Genomic DNA, 17,764 nt, shown 5'->3' with positions numbered 1-17,764 from the left:
GGAATGAGTGTAAAGATACACAAAAACCCCGAAGCATGGACTTTTTTTAAGTGTCCACGATTCGGGGTACAGTTCAGTAGTTGGTTATCTTTTTTGTTTTTTCAGTGTTTAATCTTACAAAAGTGTAATGTTCATGTCACGTTTTTGAATTTCTCCTCTGAAGAAAAGAGATTATGATAACAACATAATAAAAAACACATGAGGTGAATAACGTGAAAAGATATATTGCACTTTTTAGTATTTTAATTGTATTTGCTAGCTTGTTAGTTGGCTGTGATTTAAACCGTATGGGAAAAGATGAGTACTATGTTCAAATTACAGTTGATGGAACGGAAAAAAATGAAAAAGCTGATAATGGTCAGCCTCACAAATCATTTGAGTATAAGTTACCTGCATTTGATAAAGATGGTAAAGAAAAAGAAATGGAATTTACAGCTGTGAAGAATCTTCGTAAGGAAGCATTTCTACGTGTATTCTACTCCGATAAAAAAGGTGTAGCAGCTTGGGAAGAAGTGAAGAAGGACGAGCTTCCTGCAAAAGTGAAAGAAAAATTAGGCGTGAAATAATGAAGAAAGAGTTGGCCAAATGGTCAACTCTTTTATTTGCTTGCAAAGTCTTCTTCTGAAATTACTGTAAATCCATGTCTGCGAAATAAAGCAGTTGTTACACCATATCCATCTCGTTTTTTTTCGTTGAATTCTCCTGTATAAATGGTAGAACTTCCGCAAGAAGGACTTCGTTCTTTTAAAATGATGTATTCTGGATTTAAATCTTGTATTTCTTTCAAAGCTTTATAAGCTCCGTGTACGAAAGCTGTTGTTACATCATTACCTTCGTTGTCCATTACCTTTGCTTTACCATCTAGTACATCATCACCATTGCCTCCGATAATTTCTGCTGATGGACGAGGTGTAGGTAAGCCTCCTAATACCTCTGGACAAACAAGAACAGCTTCTTCTTTTTGTAATAGCTCTTCAATTTTTGAAATGAGATTGTCATTTCCATCGTAACGACAAGTAATACCAGCTAAGCAAGCACTAATTACAATCATGTTTTTTACCTCAGTTCATTAAAGATTATGAAATAATTTCTAATTTTACTGTTGTTCTCTTGTTGATATGCGGGATGATAAGAATAGAAACTTTATATCATTTAATGAAAACATATAGTGAATTTCAAAGTAAAGAAGAATGTAATATATTTCTTAAATAATAACGGGGTAAAACAAACAGGTTGGCTATCCAATGGTGGTAAATGGTATTACCTTGACTCTTATGGAGAAATGGTAACAGGTCAAAAATTTATTGATAACAACTGGTACTATTTTAATGATAACGGTGTTTGGATTGGTTAATTATAAGTAATAGTCTTTATCGATAAGTAAAGCAGGTCGTGGGATTAAATACGACCTGCTTTATTTTTTATGCTTTCAAGTCATCAAAAAGGAGAGATTTCTATTATTTCATGACAACATATAGCGAATTTTAGAGCGTTATCAAACTTGCATAATTTAAAAAGATTCTCTAGTAATTTGTTTATAACAATCTATAGCTCATAACCATCTAGTAATTTGTTTGTACAAATATTACAAAAAAACATTTAATTCGTTTGATAAAATTGGTAAAATAGTATAAACTATCTATTTTTTGAAAAGGGGAAAGAGAATGAAAAAGGGAAATAAAATGAAAAAGATGATTGCTACTTCTGTACTTTCTACTGCACTATTAATTCCAGCTATTGCTCATGCAGAAGAAAACAAGACGATTCAAAATTCTACTGCTACTCCTAAAGTTGCAAGTGTAAGTAAGGCTACTCAAGCAAAAGGATGGGTAAAACAACAGGGGAAATGGTACTACTATAAAAATGGGAAAAAGGTAACAGGTTGGTCATCTATTGGTGGTAAATGGTACTACTTTAGCTCTTATGGAATTATGCAAACAGGCTGGGTTTCCATTCAAGATAAAAAAACAGGGAAATATACATATTACTATCTCAATGAAAGTACGGGAGCAATGCACACAGGTTGGACGAAAGTTAATGGATCTTGGTATTTCTTCAATAATAATGGAGTAAAACAAACAGGCTGGCTATCCACTGGAGGAAAATGGTATTATCTTGGCAGTTACGGAATTATGGAGACAGGCTGGACTTCATTCAAAGATAACAAAACAGGAAAATATACGTATTACTATCTTGATACAAACACTGGTGCTATGAAAACAGGTTGGGCGCAAATTAATGGATCTTGGTATTTCTTCAATAATAATGGAGTAAAACAAACAGGCTGGCTATCTACTGGTGGAAAATGGTATTACCTTGACTCATCCTTCGGAGAAATGAAAACTGGAAGAGTTTCTATAAACAACGTATATTACCACTTCGATAAATCTGGTGCTATGCAAACCGGTTGGCAAAAATGGGGCAATTACTGGTACTACTTTAACCAAAATGGATCAGAATACAGAGGTTGGTTAAAACTTGGTGGAAGCTGGTACTACCTCGATGCTTCTTTTGGTGATATGAGAACAGGCTGGGTATTTATTAATAACAAATGGTACCATTTCAATAATAACGGTGTTTGGGTTGGTTAATTGTAAGAAATAGTCCTTATTGATAAGCAAGACAGGTCGCATGATGTAATGCGACCTGTTTTATTTTGCTAAAAAAAGATTCTGTCAATGAAAATGTCACCTTAAGGATGACATTTATATGATATGGAAGTTTCATCTTATAACAATCTATGTCGTGCAATCATTGTAAATATAAACTTGTATGCTTTTATATTTTCTATCATGCTATCATGGCGTCGCTGCTACTAATTCTATAGTTATCGTACAATTTATTTGTATATATATTGTAAAAAAACATTTAATTTGTTTGATAAAATAGTATAAAATATCTATTTTTTGAAAAGGGGAAAGAGAATGAAAAAGGGAAATAAAATGAAAAAGATGATTGCTACTTCTGTACTTTCTACTGCACTATTAATTCCAGCTATTGCTCATGCAGAAGAAAACAAGACGATTCAAAATTCTACTGCTACTCCTAAAGTTGCAAGTGTAAGTAAGGCTAGCCAAGCTAAAGGATGGGTAAAACAAAATGGAAACTGGTATTACTATGATAAAAATGGTAGGAAGGTAACAGGTTGGTTATCAACTGGAGGAAAATGGTACTACTTTAGCCCTTTTGGAATTATGCAAACCGGGTGGATGCCAATACAAGATAAAAAAACCAAGAAATATACATATTACTATCTCAATGAAAGCACGGGAGCAATGCACACAGGTTGGGTGCAAATTAAAGGATCTTGGTATTTCTTTAATAATAATGGAGCAAGACAAACAGATTGGTTATTAACTGGAGAGAAATGGTATTACCTTGGACCATACGGAATAATGGAAACAGGAAAACGTTTTATAAACAATACGTATTACTACTTTGATAACGGTGGGGCAATGCAAACAGGATGGCAAAAAATCAGTAATTACTGGCACTACTTTAACAGCAATGGATCTGAACACAAAGGCTGGTTAAAGCTTGGTGGAAGCTGGTACTACCTTGATTCTTTTGGTACGATGGTAACGGGAACAAGATGGATTTATGGTAAATATTACAAATTTAATAATAATGGTGTTTGGATTGGTTAATGATAAATAGTAAGCGGGATTGATAAGGAAGACAGGTCGCATGATGTAATGCGACCTGTTTTTATGTTTTACGCTTTTAAATCATTAAATTAAAAAAATCGCCCATTCTGCTTTATCGCACCTATTTATATATGGGGTGATAAAAATGGGAACTTTCTATCATTTAATGAAAACATATAGCGAATTTCAAAGTAAAGAAGAGTTTAATACATACCAGCAGCAAATTTTAATCTGTTATCAAGCAAACATAAATAAAACGGACTTTTTAGTGATTCGTTTTTTAGGGAGATATGCGATTAATGAAAAACAAAAAACAGTTGGAGTTGCTTGTCCGTTAATGGCAACAATTGCGACCAAAATAGGAAAAAGTATTCGTACGGTGCGTCGCTCTGTTGCCAAACTGGAGGAACTCGGGATTATTGAGCGGATTCCTACGAAAGAAAGATATAAGCGCGGGGGATATAGTGCGAACTTATATGTATTTCGTAAAGCAGCTGTTGACCGTATGGATGACCGTATGAAAATGACCGCATGTGAAAAGAGCGTACATGTAGAGGGGCGTAAGAAGGAAGAGGTGTCAGAAAAGGAGGAAACTATTCTTTTTAAAAACTTTTCTCAAGTACAAAAGAAAAGAGAAACGTATGAACTTGATGAAACATATTGTCGTCATGATATTCCAATTGCATTTGTAGATGCAATTGTTCCAATGTCGAGAAATCCACAAACGATTAATGTGCTTTGGAGTAAGGTGGAACTTGCTTATAAAAAGAGTGGTTTATTAGAACAAGGGGTATTTTTTGAGCAATTGATTACGGATGAGGAGACTTGTACGCAACTTATCTGTCGTACGAAAAGTGTGGTAAGAGCGTATAAATGTGGGGAGATTCGTAAAGATGTTAGAGCACTCTTGTATAGTACGATGCGAGCTCTATTTTTAGATGTTGGATTAGAATGGGGGGCGGCTATAAGAAGGAGCAGGAAGGTAACCTTATTTGATCCATTCAAAAAAGAGTCATGCGTATGATACATGACTCCCCTTGATTAATCGAATTTTCGTACAACAGGAACGCGAATCGCAACAAATAATACAAAGACAATCACTGCGATTGCGCCGCTTTTCATAATCGTCACAATCGGAATACCAGCTGCAAGTGCGAGTGATGTGAATGCATAGGAAAGCGGGATGAAGCCCATAGATGATAGCATCAGCAAGCTCATGACGCGCCCCATCATTTCTTCTTTGACAGTAGATTGAATCATCGCCATTAACGGAACGATAGCCATGGCAATTGTAATGCCGTAAAATGCGCCTGCTAATAATGCTTGCCAAAGTGCTGTGCTGAAGTTAATGGATAAGAAGAAAACGCCAGATAACAGCATCATAATGATGCAAAACAAGCCGCGTCTACGATTAATGTTTTTAAGGCCAACAATGACAGCACCAATTGCCATTCCGCCTCCAACAGCTGCTTCTAAATAACTAAATTGAAGCGAGTCACCATGCAGTACATTTTTGATAAATAACGGGAAGCCAACTTGCATTGGTCCGATTAAAAATAGATTTAGAAAGGCGCTACAGATAAGAAATGTTGAAAGAAAAGGCGATTCCTTTACGTACAAAATGCCTTCTTTAATAGAGGTAAACATTCCTTTGTCTGTATCCGTTTTTTCTTGCAATGTAAATTGGATTTTTTGGACGAGTATAGCAGCAATAATGAGAAGCAGAATAGTAATAGTAAAAATGGTCTCATAGTTACTAAACTTGATGAGAATGCCACCGAGTACAGGTCCTAAAATTACGGATGCTTGGTTCGTCATTTGGGTAAGTGAATTCGCCTGTGTTAAACGATGTTTTTCTACAAGTTCAGGGAGAATGGAACCGTCTGCTGACCAAAAGAAGGCGTCCGCTAATCCGAAAAACAAAGCAAACAAAGCAAACGTATATAACGTTACATGACCAACGATAAACCAGATTAGAATTGTTGCGACAAGAAGTGCACGAATGATATTTGAGTAAAACATAATATTTTTTTTCGGAAATTTATCTGCGACAGCTCCGCCGACAATCATAAAGATAAGTCTTGGGACGCTAAGTGCAACAAAGACAACACCTAGTGAAGCTTCGAGATTTAATGTTTTCGCTATGTACCATGTTTGGGAAAAGGTAAAAAAAGCTAAAGCAAAGCTTGAAAATAGAGTAGCTGCCCAGAGAAATAGGAAGTTTGTATTTTGTAGTAAAGGTGTCCCGCCTTCTGTTGGAGCAGATTTGTTTTGTTGTAGTTCCTCCATATTGCTTCCTTTCTATGTAACAATTTTGAGTGGATATAAAATCCTGTTAACACTCGTTTTATACAGTTTCTAATATTTCTATACTGCACTTTTTCATTGTAGACAATAATAGCACATTTGCCCAGTGGATTTTTTAAGGCAAAAAAATAAGAAGATGCGAAAGCACCTTCTTATTATATGGTTTAGGCTAATGCAATATAGATATCAACTTGCACATTATTTGGATCCATCGCTCGTTCATCATACAATTCAAAGTCTGTTGTGAAAGCACGTTTGTTTTCCTTCGACCACTTCCAAATGTCTTGCCATGTTTCTACGATGACCTCTGATACTGGGCCTTTGCGAGTCGTAAATACCGCATATGTCTGAGCAGGTATTGTGAGAGATGTCATATTTTCAGGGATTGTGTCTAATGAAGAGACTGGCATACCGATTGTATATGTATAGGCTCCAGTTTCATCGGACTCATAGTTTGAATACAATGCTAGTGTTTCGCTTTGCTTCCTTTTGTTAGGAATTTGATCTGTTATTTGACCTTGGCAGTAGTCGGTCCATAGCTTGGGGATCTTTCCTTCAGTGGACATTTCAATTTCATTTTTTGTTGTAGCGGAGATGCCAATCGCTTGGAAAGCTTCTTTTTTAATAATCTTTGGTTGACTCATGTTTTATACTCCCCCTTTTCAAATGAGAACAAATGTTCTTATTTGATTGTACCATAATTATACAGATGAAGGGAAGAGGGAGATTTGTTTATCGAGGGGAACTTTTTTTGCTAGGGCAGAAACAGGAGAATCCCCCACCTCAAGCTCGTGTAGAGGGAGGTGGGGGTAGTTCAATAATTTGGAAGAAATGTTGCAGCAACAAAGTCCGCCATTCATACGATGACAAAATCGCTCGCTATTGCATTGGCACCTGACATTAGAGTAAACAGTATTGCTCCTGGTGCAGTTCATACGAGATGGTGGTCAGGTAATGAAGATAAGATGTACCAACTTGCGGGAACCTTGCCGCTTAACAGAATTTCAACACCAGAAGATAGTGCAGAAGCAGTCTTGTTTCAATTGACTCAAGAATCTATTACAGGACAAATATATACAATTGATAATAGACAGACGCTTTAAAATTATAAAGTATCTTAGCGTAATAAAATTCACCTAATGAGGTTTTTATCTATAGAATAAAGAAGCCGCAATTTCTGCTTTAGAAATTGCGGCTTTGCTATCATACTTATGAATTAAAACATACTAGAGCTATGCATTGGTTGTAGTTTTGCATTTGGATCGAAGTAAGCTTTTGCATTGTTTACTGCTGTTGGTGCTTCACCGAAGCCACATGCAATCAGCTTTACTTTTCCTTCATATGTACAAATGTCACCAGCTGCGTAAATACCAGGGATGTTCGTTTCCATTTTAGAGTTTACAACGATGCTGTTCTTTTGAATGTCTAGGCCCCAGTTTTTAATTGGACCAAGAGAAGAGACGAAGCCGTAGTTTACGATGACATCATCAACGTCAATAACAACTTTCTCTTCTGTTTTCACATGTTGCAGAACAACTTGTTCAATCTTGTCTTCACCAATTAATTCAACTGGAACGTAAGGTGTTTTTACGTCTGCACGAGAGTTCGTTAAGTTTTCTACGCTGTGCTCATGAGCACGGAATTTATCACGGCGATGAACGATTGTTACTTGTTCAGCGATTGGTTCTAGCATCATTGTCCAGTCCACTGCAGAGTCACCGCCGCCAAATACAACGACGCGTTTTCCAGCGAATTTATTCATATCATCAACGAAGTAGTGTAAGTTTTTCTTTTCAAATTTCTCTACACTATCTAGTTCTAATCGGCGTGGTTGAAAGGCACCATTACCAGCTGTAATAATGACAGATTTAGAATAGTGTGTTCCTTTATTTGTTACAAGCTTAAATACGCCATCAGCTTGCTTTTCAAGTGTATCAACTGCTTCTTCTAAGCAAACAGTCGGTTCAAACTTTTTCATTTGTTCTTTTAAATTATCAACAAGTTCTTGCGCGCGTACTTTCGGGAATCCCGCTACGTCATAAATATATTTTTCAGGGTATAGTGCGGATAATTGTCCTCCAAGCTGCGGTAAGCTTTCAATAATTTTTACACTTGCCTGTCTCATTCCGCCATAAAACGCTGTGAATAATCCTGTTGGACCTCCACCGATAATCGTTATGTCGTAAACTTTTTGAATTTCTGTCACTATTTATTCCCCCTATAGATGGAATTTCGATATTGATTCCATATATTGTTCATATGTATACGGAAATCCTGCAAATAAGATTGCACTTTACAATAAAAATGATACCATATTTCAGTTTAGAATACTGCAAGAAATGACTGAGTTATATGTAAGCTTGTGCATAGATAGGATGAAAATGTATAAAATATACCAAGTAGGAAAATACATGAAAAAAAGGCTGAAAAACCCTTGAAAACGCTATGTTATTTTAAAATATTGATAATTCTCTAGGTGCTTGAATTCTGAAATAAAACCGACTAATATAGGAAAGTATTATGTTAATTTTTTATGACAAATTTCGTAAGATTTTTTGAACACGTTTTGTTATGGTTAAGAATGTGAGGAATTCCACATTCTTGACAAAATAAGTGTTTAATACTTTGGTCTTATGCTTATTTACTATTATATAAAGAAAAGGGTTGTGATTTAGTGAAAACTCCAAAAATCGTAGTTTTGGGTGCAGGTTATGGTGGGATGATTACGACTGTTCGTCTACAAAAAACATTATCTGTAAGTGAAGCTGAAATTACGTTAGTAAACAACAACAGCTATCACTACCAAGCAACTTGGTTACATGAAAGTGCAGCTGGCACATTACATCATGATAAAATCCGTCTCGACATTCAAGACGTTATTGATACAAATAAAGTAAACTTTGTACAAGATACAGTTGTAGAAATTAAAGCAGCTGAAAAACGCGTTATCTTAAAAAATGCTGAGTTAGAGTATGATTACTTAGTAATTGGTCTTGGGTTCGAGTCTGAAACATTTGGCATTAAAGGACTGAAAGAGCATGCATTCTCTATTACTAACATTAATGCCACTCGCCAAATTCGTGATCATATGGAATACAAGTTCTCTCAATATGCGACTGAAAAGCGCGATGAGTTAGTGACAATCGTTGTTGGTGGTGCAGGATTTACAGGTATCGAGTATGTAGGTGAGCTTGCAAACCGTATTCCTGAACTTTGCAAAGAGTATGATGTTCCACGTGAAAAAGCACGTATTATCTGTGTGGAAGCTGCTCCGTCGGCACTTCCTGGCTTCGATCCAGAATTAGTTGAGTACGCTGTAAAACAGTTAGAGAAAAAAGGTGTAGAATTCCGTATCGGCACGGCAATTAAAGAAGCAACTGAAGAAGGTATTCTAGTTGCGAACGGTGACGACGTAGAATTACTTAAATCTGAAACGGTTGTTTGGGCTGCGGGTGTTCGTGGTAATGGTATTGTGGAAGAGTCTGGTTTTGAAGCAATGCGCGGACGTATTAAAGTTGATGAGTATATGCACGCTCCAGGCCATGAAGATGTATTCATGGTTGGTGACGCAGCGTTAATTATTAATGAAGAGATTAACCGTCCATATCCTCCAACAGCACAAATTGCAATTCAACAAGGTTACAACATCGCACATAACTTATCCGTGTTAATTCGCGGTAAAGGTGAAATGAAAAAATTCGTGTTCGATAACAAAGGATCTGTATGTTCATTAGGACATGACGATGCAATGGGCGTTGTTATGGGTAAAAAGTTAACGGGATGGAAAGCTTCCTTCATGAAGAAAGTAATCGACAACCGTTACTTATTCTTACTTGGTGGACCTTTATTAGTTCTTAAAAAAGGTAAATTGAAGTTCTTTTAATATATAAATACAAATAGTAGAAAAAAGCAGAAACGGCTATGAGTCGTTTCTGCTTTTTTCATGTAATACAAGTTTTTCTTAAAGTTCTGTTTCAACGAACATTCAGTGTATAAGTGGACATTTTGTTTGATCGAAAAGCAACAAAAAACCAAATTATATTTGTGAGTGATACCGCCGAGCAAAAAATGATGACTCCTAAGACGGAAGAAAGGCTATAGTCATTTACGCGCATTATAATAAATACGGATGCAAGTATCACAAGATTTATGAATAGTCCCATACCGCAAAGAACTGCCATGATGAATCTCATTGCCTTTATTCCTGCTATATAAAGAAGTAGAGGTACGACATAAAATACTAAAATCTCGCCGATTGATGTCCACATCCCTAAAGAGTTAAATTTATTTGCATTAGATCCTAAATCTGAGAGTGGAGAAAGGGAAGCTGAGACTAATACAGAGCAGAAGAGTAATGCAGAAACTAAGGTTACGAATACAATACCGGATTTCTTTGATTGATTTCTCATAATTTTTCACACTCCTTTCTCAATGATTATTTGCGGAGCAGCATCCAAAGAAGAACTTTGAAGAAATTCAAGGTGTTTTTTACAAAGAACTTCTACCCTATATTCTCATTATATCAAATATATGGAAAATGAGTTAACTCCATAAGGAATAAGGAAGATTATATTATTCTTACTGAAAAATATAGTATAATACATAGAAAAGAATGAATATTCTGTTGTTTCAGCTGAAAGGAGTTTTACATCATGGGGAAGCGTGGGAATGTTTGGCTAGCTGTAAGTGGACTTGTAGCCACAAAAGATGGTCGCTGGCTCTTCGTTAAGAAAAAATACGGAGGCTTAAAGGGGAAATGGTCATTGCCCGCTGGTTTCGTAAATGAGGGCGAAACAATTGACCAAGCTGTTAAGCGTGAAATTTTAGAAGAGACAGGTATTGTTGCACATGTAAAAGGAGTGATTGGTATTCGTTCTGGTGTCATACGTGATGAGATTAGTGATAATATGATTATTTTCCTACTGGAACCAGAAGGAGAAAAAGTTATTGTTCAAGAGGATGAGCTGTTTGAAGTAGCGTTTTTAAATCCTAACGATATTGCAGACGATCAAAATACTTCTATATTAGTTCGATATTTATTAGAAGGGAATACGGCACAGCTTCTTGAGATGGATGCAACATTAAATCCAGGAGATCAATTTGGATATACATCTTATCATGTATTTACGGCAGGGGATAAGAAATAGAAGGAGTGGGGAAACATGAGTATTCCAGTATTACTAATTTCAATGATGCTGTTTTTTATTTTATTTTTTGGAATTGGATTTTTACTCAATATGATTTTACGTGCTACTTGGGTGATGGTTATCATTTATCCGATTGTTTGTATGGTGATCATTAATAAAGCAGGTGTCTGGGATTACTTTTCAAAACCGAAAGAAACATTTTCTTCATTTGGAACAAGTGTCTCGCATCTTGGACAAGCCGATCTTTTTATTTTATCAACTGGATTAATCGGGGCAATTTTGTCTGGTGTTGTGATAAAGAAACTACGTCAAAGCGGGTATCAAATGTTTTAATCTCCAGTTTTCTGGGGATTATTTTTTTGCATATTTCTACATCATATGGGGAATGACTAACGATGAAGGAGTGTGGAATATTAAAATGTTAAAACGATATGGTATTCGCATTATGATGACTTGTTTACTTGTAGCAGCATTATGTGTGACATGGCAAGCGTTCACAGGAGTCTCTCTACTAGAGGTTGTAAAAACATATCAAGAAGGCAATGTAAAAGAAGTACATGCAGCAGAAAGAGGGCAACAAGTTGTTCCGAGTAAAGAAGTGATAAATGCTTTAGAACAGGGAAAAGACTGGTCTAAATATCGTGTAATGGAAATGACAGCAACTGGTTATACGTCAGGGATAGAATCAACCGGTAAAAGACCTGGGCATCCTGAGTATGGCATTACATACTCAGGTGTGAAGGCAAAAAGGGATATATATTCTACAATCGCAGCTGACTTACGTGTGTTTCCGATTGGGACCATTCTTTTTGTACCAGGCTATGGATATGGTGTGGTAGCAGATAAAGGCGGAGCCATAAAAGGAAATAGACTCGATTTATATTATGAAACTGTTCAGGATGTATATAGTGAGTGGGGCAAGAAAAAAGTAAATGTATATGTAGTGAAAATGGGGAACGGTAAGTTAACAGAAGAACAGTTAACGATGCTCAATCAAGATGAAACGCTGCAAGTATTCCGCGGTCAATATTTGAAACAGAAATAGTCTAGTGAGATTGACACTAGACTTTTTTATTTGTCTTCATTCACAATATAAGAAAAACGAGGTGCGGAAGTGGAAGACTATCCTTTGGCGTATTATGAGTTTTTCGTGAAATATAATGAAGGAGATTATTATACGTGCCATGATTTACTCGAAGAAATGTGGCTAGAAGAGCGGAGTAATTTATTTTTAAAAGGCTTATTACAGATGGTAGTTGCTCAGTATCATTACAGCTATGGAAATGTAAAAGGAGCGCGGCTTATGTTGGAAGTGGCGGAGCAATATTTGAGGCCGTACTGCCCTTTGTATTGGAATTTAGATGTGAACGAAGTCGTGGTATTTATTCAAAGTTGCCGGAAAATCATACCTGAAAAGGTAGAGAAAGTCCCATATGAACAAATACATAATTTGCCGTCATTACCGGAGCACATTCTATATATGAAGTGAAAGAGAAGTTAGAATTATCGCATTTTAGGGAAAATGCAGTTATAATGACAATAGAGAAATCTAGGGGGGCTGAACATGTTTCAAGTACAAAAAGAATTAGCAAGCCATGAAGCAGTAATCGTTGCTTTATTTGAAGAAGAGAAAACGAGCAGCTTTGTACAAGAATTGGACAAAGCATTTGAAGGACAATTACAAGTTTTATTAGAAGAGAAAGAGCTTAGTGCAAAGAAAAAATCCATTTCCAAACTACATAGCTTAGGAAAAACAAATGTAAAACGCTACTATTTTGTCGGTCTTGGCAAAAAAGAAGCATACTCAACAGAAACATTACGTACTTCACTTAGTAAAGCATTTAAAACATTAAAAGCTGACAAAGTAAAAGATGCAGCAATTTTACTTGATTCTTTCGTAACTGATAAGTTAGACGCAATTGATGTTGCGCATATTGCCAATGAAGTATCTTGCCTTGGTACATATGATTTACAAACATATAAAACGGACAAAAAAGAAAGTGTAGAGTTAGAAAACTTTTCGGTTATTACAGCAGAAGATGCAAAAGAAATCGAAGCTGCATTAACAGTAGGGTATGTGCATGGACGTGCGACAAATTCAGCTCGTACACTTGTAAATATGCCACCAAACGTATTAACAGCAACAAAACTTGCAGAGTATGCAGTTGAATTAGCTGAGAAATACGATATGGATTATAAAGTACTTGAGAAAGAAGAGATGGAAGAGCTTGGTATGGGTGCATTACTTGCAGTAAACCAAGGTTCTACAGAGCCACCAAAAATGATCGCTCTTATTTATAAAGGAAAAGAAGAGTGGACGGATGTTATCGGATTTGTAGGAAAAGGGATTACATATGATACAGGGGGCTACTCTTTAAAACCACGTGAAGGTATGGTTGGCATGAAAGGTGATATGGGCGGCGCTGCAGCTGTTCTTGGGGCAATGGAAATTATCGGAGAACTTCGCCCAGAACAAAACGTAGTTGCTGTTATTCCATCAACAGATAATGTTGTGAGCGGTACAGCATTTAAGCCAGATGATGTGATTACATCTATGAGCGGTAAAACAATTGAAGTATTAAACACAGATGCAGAAGGCCGTCTAGCATTAGCTGATGGTATTACGTATGCGAAGAAACTTGGTGCAAACTATCTTGTTGATATTGCAACGTTAACAGGCGGTGTCATTGTAGCGCTTGGAAACCATACAACGGGTGCAATGACAAACAATGAAACATTGTTTGAACAAGTGCTAGAAGCATCGATGGAAACAGATGAGCCGATTTGGCAATTACCGATTTTCGAGCGCGATAAAGAGCGTGTTCGTAACAGTAAATTCGCAGATTTAAATAACTCACCAGGCCGTGAAGGTCATGCGGTAATGGCGGGAACATTCCTTGGTGAGTTTGCAGAAGAAACGCCATGGGTACATTTAGATATCGCTGGAACTTCTGATACAACGAGTGCACATGATTTGGGGCCAGCAGGAGCAACAGGTGCAATGGTTCGTACACTTGCAACACTGGTTGACCGTTTTGGAGAAGAATAAGAGGTTTTTGAAAAGGCAGCGGATTACGCTGCCTTTTCTTATAAAGAAATGGTATATAACGTTCCGTTTAACGCAAAAGATGTGCGGCCTGTTTCTTCAGAGACAACTAATATGAGTGCATCGCTTTTTTCGGATAAACCTATTGCAGCTCGGTGGCGTGTTCCAAGTTTTGAATCAATCTCTATATTTTTTGTTAGAGGGAGAATGTTCGCTGCTGAAACAATATGATTACTTCTAATGAGAATAGCTCCGTCATGAAGAGGATTTCCTGGATAAAAGATAGATTCCAGTAGTGGAACGGTTAAATAAGCTTCAAGTCTTGTTCCAGTTTGAATAAGGGAATCAAGTGAATCATTTCTTTCTACAACAATTAACGCACCATGTTTCCTATCACCTAAATGATGAATTGCTGTTGTAAGGGGAGCATAACCTGATGTAAATGGTGATAAATATGCCTTTAAATAATAAGAAGCTGCTAGGGTTTGAACATTGCTTAGTAGATGATGAATTTCTTCCATTTTACATAAAATGCACTCACCGTCTTGTTCAACCGTTTGTTTCATGCTCCGTAATTCCGCTTCTACAACCTCAATCATTTGTTTCGTTTTTATTTTTAACTCGTCTGATAATCCCCATTCTTCCATTTTTCTCACCTTTTTGTTTGAATTATATAGCATTAGTGTGTGCAAATCACAATAGTAAAATCCTGCTATACTTTAAAATATATTGAGATACTTGTCGTTTTTTTCATATAATGTAGTTATGACATGCGAGAGGAGATAAGAAAATGGATTGGAAACAAGAATATAGTCGCTGGCTTTCCTATGTAAACTTAGATGCAGAACTAAAAGAACAGCTAGAAAATATGAAGCAGGATGAAAAGAAAATAGAAGATAGCTTCTATAAAAACTTAGAATTCGGTACAGGTGGTATGCGCGGAGAACTTGGTGCTGGTACGAACCGTTTAAACGTATATACAGTTCGAAAAGCAACAAAAGGATTGGCGCACTTTATTGAAAAATTAGGTGAAGAAGCGAAGAAACGTGGCGTTGTTGTCGCGTATGATTCTCGTCATAAATCACCTGAATTTGCAATGGAAGTAGCAGCTACCCTTGGTGCGCATGGCATTACAACATATGTATTTGAAAGTTTACGCCCAACGCCAGTACTTTCTTTCGCAGTGCGTTATTTACATACAGTAAGTGGAATCGTTCTTACGGCAAGTCATAATCCACCTGAATATAACGGTTATAAAGTATATGGAGAAGATGGTGGACAATTGCCTCCGAAAGAAGCAGACGAATTAATTAGCTACGTAAATGAAGTAGAAGATGAATTAACAGTAGAAGTTGCTGATGTGGAACAATTGAAAGCGGATGGCTTATTACATATCATTGGACAAGAAGTAGATGATGCATATTTAGAACAGTTAAAAACAGTCATCATCAATAAAGAAATGGTACAAGAAGTTGGAAAAGATTTAAAAATCGTCTTTACACCACTACATGGAACATCCAATATTCCAGCGCGTCGTGGTTTAGAAGCAGTTGGATTTACAGACGTAACAGTTGTAAAAGAACAGGAGTTACCAGATCCAAACTTTTCAACAGTAAAATCACCAAACCCAGAAGAGCACGCAGCGTTTGAACTTGCGATTCGTGACGGAGAAAAAGTGGGAGCGGATGTGCTAATCGCAACAGATCCAGATGCAGATCGTCTTGGCGTAGCTGTTCGCAATCACGCTGGTGAGTATCAAGTGTTAACAGGAAACCAAACGGGTGCGTTAATGCTTGATTACTTATTATCACAAAAGAAACAAAACGGTACACTTCCAGAAAACGGTGTTGTGTTAAAAACAATCGTAACTTCTGAAATTGGTCGTACAATTGCGAAAGCGTATGGCTTAGATACAGTAGATACATTAACTGGATTTAAATTTATCGGTGAGAAGATTAAGCAGTATGAAGAAAGTGGACAATATGAATTTCAATTTGGCTATGAAGAAAGTTATGGTTATTTAATTCGTCCATTCTGCCGTGATAAAGATGCAGTACAATCTGTTTTATTTGCATGTGAAGTTGCAGCATATTATAAATCACAAGGCAAAACGTTATACAATGGTTTATTAGAAGTGTTTGCGAAATACGGTTTCTTCCGTGAAGATCTTGTATCGTTAACGCTAAAAGGAAAAGATGGTGCAGAGAAAATTCAAGAGATGATGGCATCATTCCGTGAAAATCCACCAAAAGAAGTGGCTGGCTTAACAGTGAATTCTGTAGAAGATTATAAAGCAAGCATCATTACATCACTAATAGATGGAAATAAGGAAGAAATTCACTTGCCGAAATCAAATGTGTTAAAATATCAATTAGCGGATGGTTCTTGGTTCTGCCTACGTCCATCTGGAACAGAGCCGAAAATCAAGTTTTATTTTGGTGTGAAAGATGATTCCTTACAAAATAGTGAACAAAAGTTACTTGCTATTAAAGAAGATATCATGAATCGTTTATAATGAGATAGAGTGTTACTTCCATTAATGGAGGAAGAAAGAGGAGAACGTAGAACGGCCTCCTCTTTTCTTGCATATGGAAAAAATTCGCTTGCTGAAGGTGGATGAAAGGTTCACTTTATAGAAAATAGAGAATTACACCATACAATAAGAAAAGGTACTGGACGATTAGAACAGAAAAGAGGGTATTTGTTATGAAAAAAGTGAGAAAAGCGATTATTCCCGCTGCGGGATTAGGAACGCGTTTTTTACCGGCAACAAAAGCGATGCCGAAAGAAATGCTTCCAATTGTAGATAAGCCAACGATTCAATACATTGTAGAAGAAGCTGTGGCATCTGGAATTGAAGATATTATTATCGTTACTGGTAAAGGAAAACGCTCTATTGAAGATCATTTCGATAATGCGTTCGAATTAGAACAAAACTTATTAGAGAAGAAAAAATATGAGTTACTTGAAAAAGTACAAGCTTCTTCTAAAATGGTTGATATTCATTATATCCGTCAAAAAGAGCCAAAAGGATTAGGGCATGCGGTTTGGTGTGCACGTAAGTTTATTGGTGATGAACCATTTGCTGTTTTATTAGGTGATGATATTGTACAAGCTGAAAAACCATGTTTACGTCAATTAATTGACGAATATGATAAAACACTTTCTTCTGTTATTGGTGTGCAAACAGTTCCAGAAGCAGAAACACATCGTTATGGAATTATTGATCCACTAGAACAAGAAGGTCGTCGTTATCAAGTTCGAAAGTTTGTTGAGAAGCCAGCGCAAGGTACAGCGCCTTCAAACTTAGCGATTATGGGACGCTACATCTTAACACCTGAAATCTTTATGTTCTTAGAAAACCAGAATGTTGGTGCAGGTGGTGAAATTCAATTAACAGATGCAATCCAAAGTTTAAATGAAATTCAACGTGTATTTGCTTATGACTTTGAAGGAAAGCGTTACGATGTTGGAGAAAAATTAGGCTTTGTTCAAACGACAATTGAAATGGCACTTCAGCATGAAGAATTAAGAGATGACATGCTTGTTATGATGAAGGAAATTTTAGAAGAACAAATGAAACAAGAGTCTTAATACAAAAAGGAGCTACTTCAAGT

Annotated in this window: 19 protein-coding genes and 1 pseudogene; 14 read left to right on the top strand and 6 right to left on the bottom strand. The window is 36.5% G+C overall.

What is annotated here, in order from left to right; all coding sequences use genetic code 11:
* Positions 1-212: 212 nt before the first annotated feature.
* Entirely contained in the window at positions 213-566 is a 354-nt protein-coding gene (locus JDS96_RS22245; RefSeq protein ID WP_018767390.1) for a YxeA family protein, read from the top strand.
* A gap of 32 nt (positions 567-598) precedes the next feature.
* Here JDS96_RS22245 and JDS96_RS22240 read toward each other — a convergent pair whose 3' ends face one another.
* Complete coding sequence (locus JDS96_RS22240) at positions 599-1,051, bottom strand: 2-thiouracil desulfurase family protein (protein WP_199668051.1); 453 nt, start codon at positions 1,049-1,051, stop codon at positions 599-601.
* Between the two features lie 117 nt (positions 1,052-1,168).
* Here JDS96_RS22240 and JDS96_RS33115 point away from each other — a divergent pair, with 117 nt between their 5' ends.
* The 4 genes from JDS96_RS33115 (at position 1,169) to JDS96_RS22220 (ending at position 4,671) form a co-directional block, all read left to right on the top strand.
* The gene (locus tag JDS96_RS33115; RefSeq protein ID WP_003201556.1) at positions 1,169-1,354 is read left to right on the top strand and encodes a hypothetical protein; all 186 of its coding nucleotides are present in this window, start codon (positions 1,169-1,171) and stop codon (positions 1,352-1,354) included.
* 310 nt (positions 1,355-1,664) lie between these two features.
* On the top strand, positions 1,665-2,591 hold the full coding sequence (locus JDS96_RS22230; RefSeq protein ID WP_098114392.1) for an N-acetylmuramoyl-L-alanine amidase family protein: 927 nt from the start codon (positions 1,665-1,667) through the stop codon (positions 2,589-2,591).
* Positions 2,592-2,924: 333 nt separating this feature from the next.
* Entirely contained in the window at positions 2,925-3,647 is a 723-nt protein-coding gene (locus JDS96_RS22225) for an N-acetylmuramoyl-L-alanine amidase family protein (protein WP_199668050.1), read from the top strand.
* Between the two features lie 145 nt (positions 3,648-3,792).
* A complete protein-coding gene (locus tag JDS96_RS22220) occupies positions 3,793-4,671 on the top strand; it encodes a helix-turn-helix domain-containing protein (RefSeq protein ID WP_018767481.1) in 879 nt (292 codons plus the stop codon).
* 17 nt (positions 4,672-4,688) lie between these two features.
* Here the strand turns inward: JDS96_RS22220 and JDS96_RS22215 are convergent, their stop codons facing one another.
* Both JDS96_RS22215 and JDS96_RS22210 read right to left on the bottom strand, forming a co-directional pair.
* Positions 4,689-5,936, bottom strand: coding sequence for an MFS transporter (locus tag JDS96_RS22215; protein WP_003201565.1), 1,248 nt, complete (start codon positions 5,934-5,936; stop codon positions 4,689-4,691).
* 182 nt (positions 5,937-6,118) lie between these two features.
* A complete protein-coding gene (locus JDS96_RS22210) occupies positions 6,119-6,598 on the bottom strand; it encodes a GyrI-like domain-containing protein (RefSeq protein WP_003201568.1) in 480 nt (159 codons plus the stop codon).
* 192 nt (positions 6,599-6,790) lie between these two features.
* Here JDS96_RS22210 and JDS96_RS22205 point away from each other — a divergent pair.
* Positions 6,791-7,057 (top strand): annotated as a pseudogene (locus JDS96_RS22205) (SDR family NAD(P)-dependent oxidoreductase); the annotation flags it as partial.
* A gap of 113 nt (positions 7,058-7,170) precedes the next feature.
* Here JDS96_RS22205 and JDS96_RS22200 read toward each other — a convergent pair.
* The gene (locus JDS96_RS22200) at positions 7,171-8,160 is read right to left on the bottom strand and encodes an NAD(P)/FAD-dependent oxidoreductase (RefSeq protein WP_018767483.1); all 990 of its coding nucleotides are present in this window, start codon (positions 8,158-8,160) and stop codon (positions 7,171-7,173) included.
* A 468-nt stretch (positions 8,161-8,628) separates the two neighbouring features.
* Between JDS96_RS22200 and JDS96_RS22195 the strand changes: the two genes are divergently transcribed.
* Complete coding sequence (locus JDS96_RS22195; protein WP_016132155.1) at positions 8,629-9,837, top strand: NAD(P)/FAD-dependent oxidoreductase; 1,209 nt, start codon at positions 8,629-8,631, stop codon at positions 9,835-9,837.
* 91 nt (positions 9,838-9,928) lie between these two features.
* On the opposite strand, the gene JDS96_RS22190 is transcribed toward JDS96_RS22195, so the two are convergent.
* A complete protein-coding gene (locus JDS96_RS22190; RefSeq protein ID WP_018782849.1) occupies positions 9,929-10,363 on the bottom strand; it encodes a DUF5391 family protein in 435 nt (144 codons plus the stop codon).
* Positions 10,364-10,606: 243 nt separating this feature from the next.
* Between JDS96_RS22190 and JDS96_RS22185 the strand changes: the two genes are divergently transcribed.
* The 5 genes from JDS96_RS22185 (at position 10,607) to JDS96_RS22165 (ending at position 14,150) form a co-directional block, all read left to right on the top strand.
* Complete coding sequence (locus JDS96_RS22185) at positions 10,607-11,101, top strand: NUDIX domain-containing protein (RefSeq protein ID WP_003201575.1); 495 nt, start codon at positions 10,607-10,609, stop codon at positions 11,099-11,101.
* Positions 11,102-11,116: 15 nt separating this feature from the next.
* Positions 11,117-11,434, top strand: coding sequence for a YuiB family protein (locus JDS96_RS22180; RefSeq protein WP_199668048.1), 318 nt, complete (start codon positions 11,117-11,119; stop codon positions 11,432-11,434).
* A gap of 85 nt (positions 11,435-11,519) precedes the next feature.
* Complete coding sequence (locus JDS96_RS22175; protein WP_018767486.1) at positions 11,520-12,146, top strand: 3D domain-containing protein; 627 nt, start codon at positions 11,520-11,522, stop codon at positions 12,144-12,146.
* A 69-nt stretch (positions 12,147-12,215) separates the two neighbouring features.
* Positions 12,216-12,590 (top strand): DUF309 domain-containing protein, encoded by a 375-nt coding sequence (locus JDS96_RS22170; RefSeq protein WP_018782848.1) that lies wholly within the window; start codon positions 12,216-12,218, stop codon positions 12,588-12,590.
* A 75-nt stretch (positions 12,591-12,665) separates the two neighbouring features.
* Positions 12,666-14,150: a leucyl aminopeptidase gene (locus JDS96_RS22165; protein ID WP_003201583.1), complete on the top strand. Its 1,485-nt coding sequence runs from the start codon at positions 12,666-12,668 to the stop codon at positions 14,148-14,150.
* A gap of 38 nt (positions 14,151-14,188) precedes the next feature.
* Here JDS96_RS22165 and cdaS read toward each other — a convergent pair whose 3' ends face one another.
* Positions 14,189-14,794 (bottom strand): sporulation-specific diadenylate cyclase CdaS, encoded by a 606-nt coding sequence (gene cdaS / locus JDS96_RS22160; RefSeq protein ID WP_018782846.1) that lies wholly within the window; start codon positions 14,792-14,794, stop codon positions 14,189-14,191.
* 143 nt (positions 14,795-14,937) lie between these two features.
* Between cdaS and JDS96_RS22155 the strand changes: the two genes are divergently transcribed.
* The gene (locus JDS96_RS22155) at positions 14,938-16,662 is read left to right on the top strand and encodes a phospho-sugar mutase (RefSeq protein ID WP_003201587.1); all 1,725 of its coding nucleotides are present in this window, start codon (positions 14,938-14,940) and stop codon (positions 16,660-16,662) included.
* A gap of 191 nt (positions 16,663-16,853) precedes the next feature.
* The gene (gene galU, locus JDS96_RS22150) at positions 16,854-17,741 is read left to right on the top strand and encodes a UTP--glucose-1-phosphate uridylyltransferase GalU (protein ID WP_003201589.1); all 888 of its coding nucleotides are present in this window, start codon (positions 16,854-16,856) and stop codon (positions 17,739-17,741) included.
* Positions 17,742-17,764: the final 23 nt, after the last annotated feature.

The organism is Bacillus cereus group sp. N21 (assembly GCF_016483395.1).
Classification (GTDB): domain Bacteria; phylum Bacillota; class Bacilli; order Bacillales; family Bacillaceae_G; genus Bacillus_A; species Bacillus_A pseudomycoides.
Note: the sequence above shows the minus strand (reverse complement) of the source record. Positions and strands in the feature narration are given on the sequence as shown.

What these genes read in the sequence shown, in the direction of transcription:
- JDS96_RS22220 (WP_018767481.1), top strand. Translation starts at nt 3,793, where the DNA reads ATGGGAACTTTCTATCATTTAATGAAAACATATAGCGAATTTCAAAGT.
- JDS96_RS22175 (WP_018767486.1), top strand. Translation starts at nt 11,520, where the DNA reads ATGTTAAAACGATATGGTATTCGCATTATGATGACTTGTTTACTTGTA.
- JDS96_RS22155 (WP_003201587.1), top strand. Translation starts at nt 14,938, where the DNA reads ATGGATTGGAAACAAGAATATAGTCGCTGGCTTTCCTATGTAAACTTA.
- JDS96_RS22210 (WP_003201568.1), bottom strand. Translation starts at nt 6,598, where the DNA reads ATGAGTCAACCAAAGATTATTAAAAAAGAAGCTTTCCAAGCGATTGGC.
- JDS96_RS22215 (WP_003201565.1), bottom strand. Translation starts at nt 5,936, where the DNA reads ATGGAGGAACTACAACAAAACAAATCTGCTCCAACAGAAGGCGGGACA.
- galU (WP_003201589.1), top strand. Translation starts at nt 16,854, where the DNA reads ATGAAAAAAGTGAGAAAAGCGATTATTCCCGCTGCGGGATTAGGAACG.
- JDS96_RS22240 (WP_199668051.1), bottom strand. Translation starts at nt 1,051, where the DNA reads ATGATTGTAATTAGTGCTTGCTTAGCTGGTATTACTTGTCGTTACGAT.
- JDS96_RS22225 (WP_199668050.1), top strand. Translation starts at nt 2,925, where the DNA reads ATGAAAAAGGGAAATAAAATGAAAAAGATGATTGCTACTTCTGTACTT.
- JDS96_RS22190 (WP_018782849.1), bottom strand. Translation starts at nt 10,363, where the DNA reads ATGAGAAATCAATCAAAGAAATCCGGTATTGTATTCGTAACCTTAGTT.
- JDS96_RS22230 (WP_098114392.1), top strand. Translation starts at nt 1,665, where the DNA reads ATGAAAAAGGGAAATAAAATGAAAAAGATGATTGCTACTTCTGTACTT.
- JDS96_RS22165 (WP_003201583.1), top strand. Translation starts at nt 12,666, where the DNA reads ATGTTTCAAGTACAAAAAGAATTAGCAAGCCATGAAGCAGTAATCGTT.
- cdaS (WP_018782846.1), bottom strand. Translation starts at nt 14,794, where the DNA reads ATGGAAGAATGGGGATTATCAGACGAGTTAAAAATAAAAACGAAACAA.
- JDS96_RS22180 (WP_199668048.1), top strand. Translation starts at nt 11,117, where the DNA reads ATGAGTATTCCAGTATTACTAATTTCAATGATGCTGTTTTTTATTTTA.
- JDS96_RS22185 (WP_003201575.1), top strand. Translation starts at nt 10,607, where the DNA reads ATGGGGAAGCGTGGGAATGTTTGGCTAGCTGTAAGTGGACTTGTAGCC.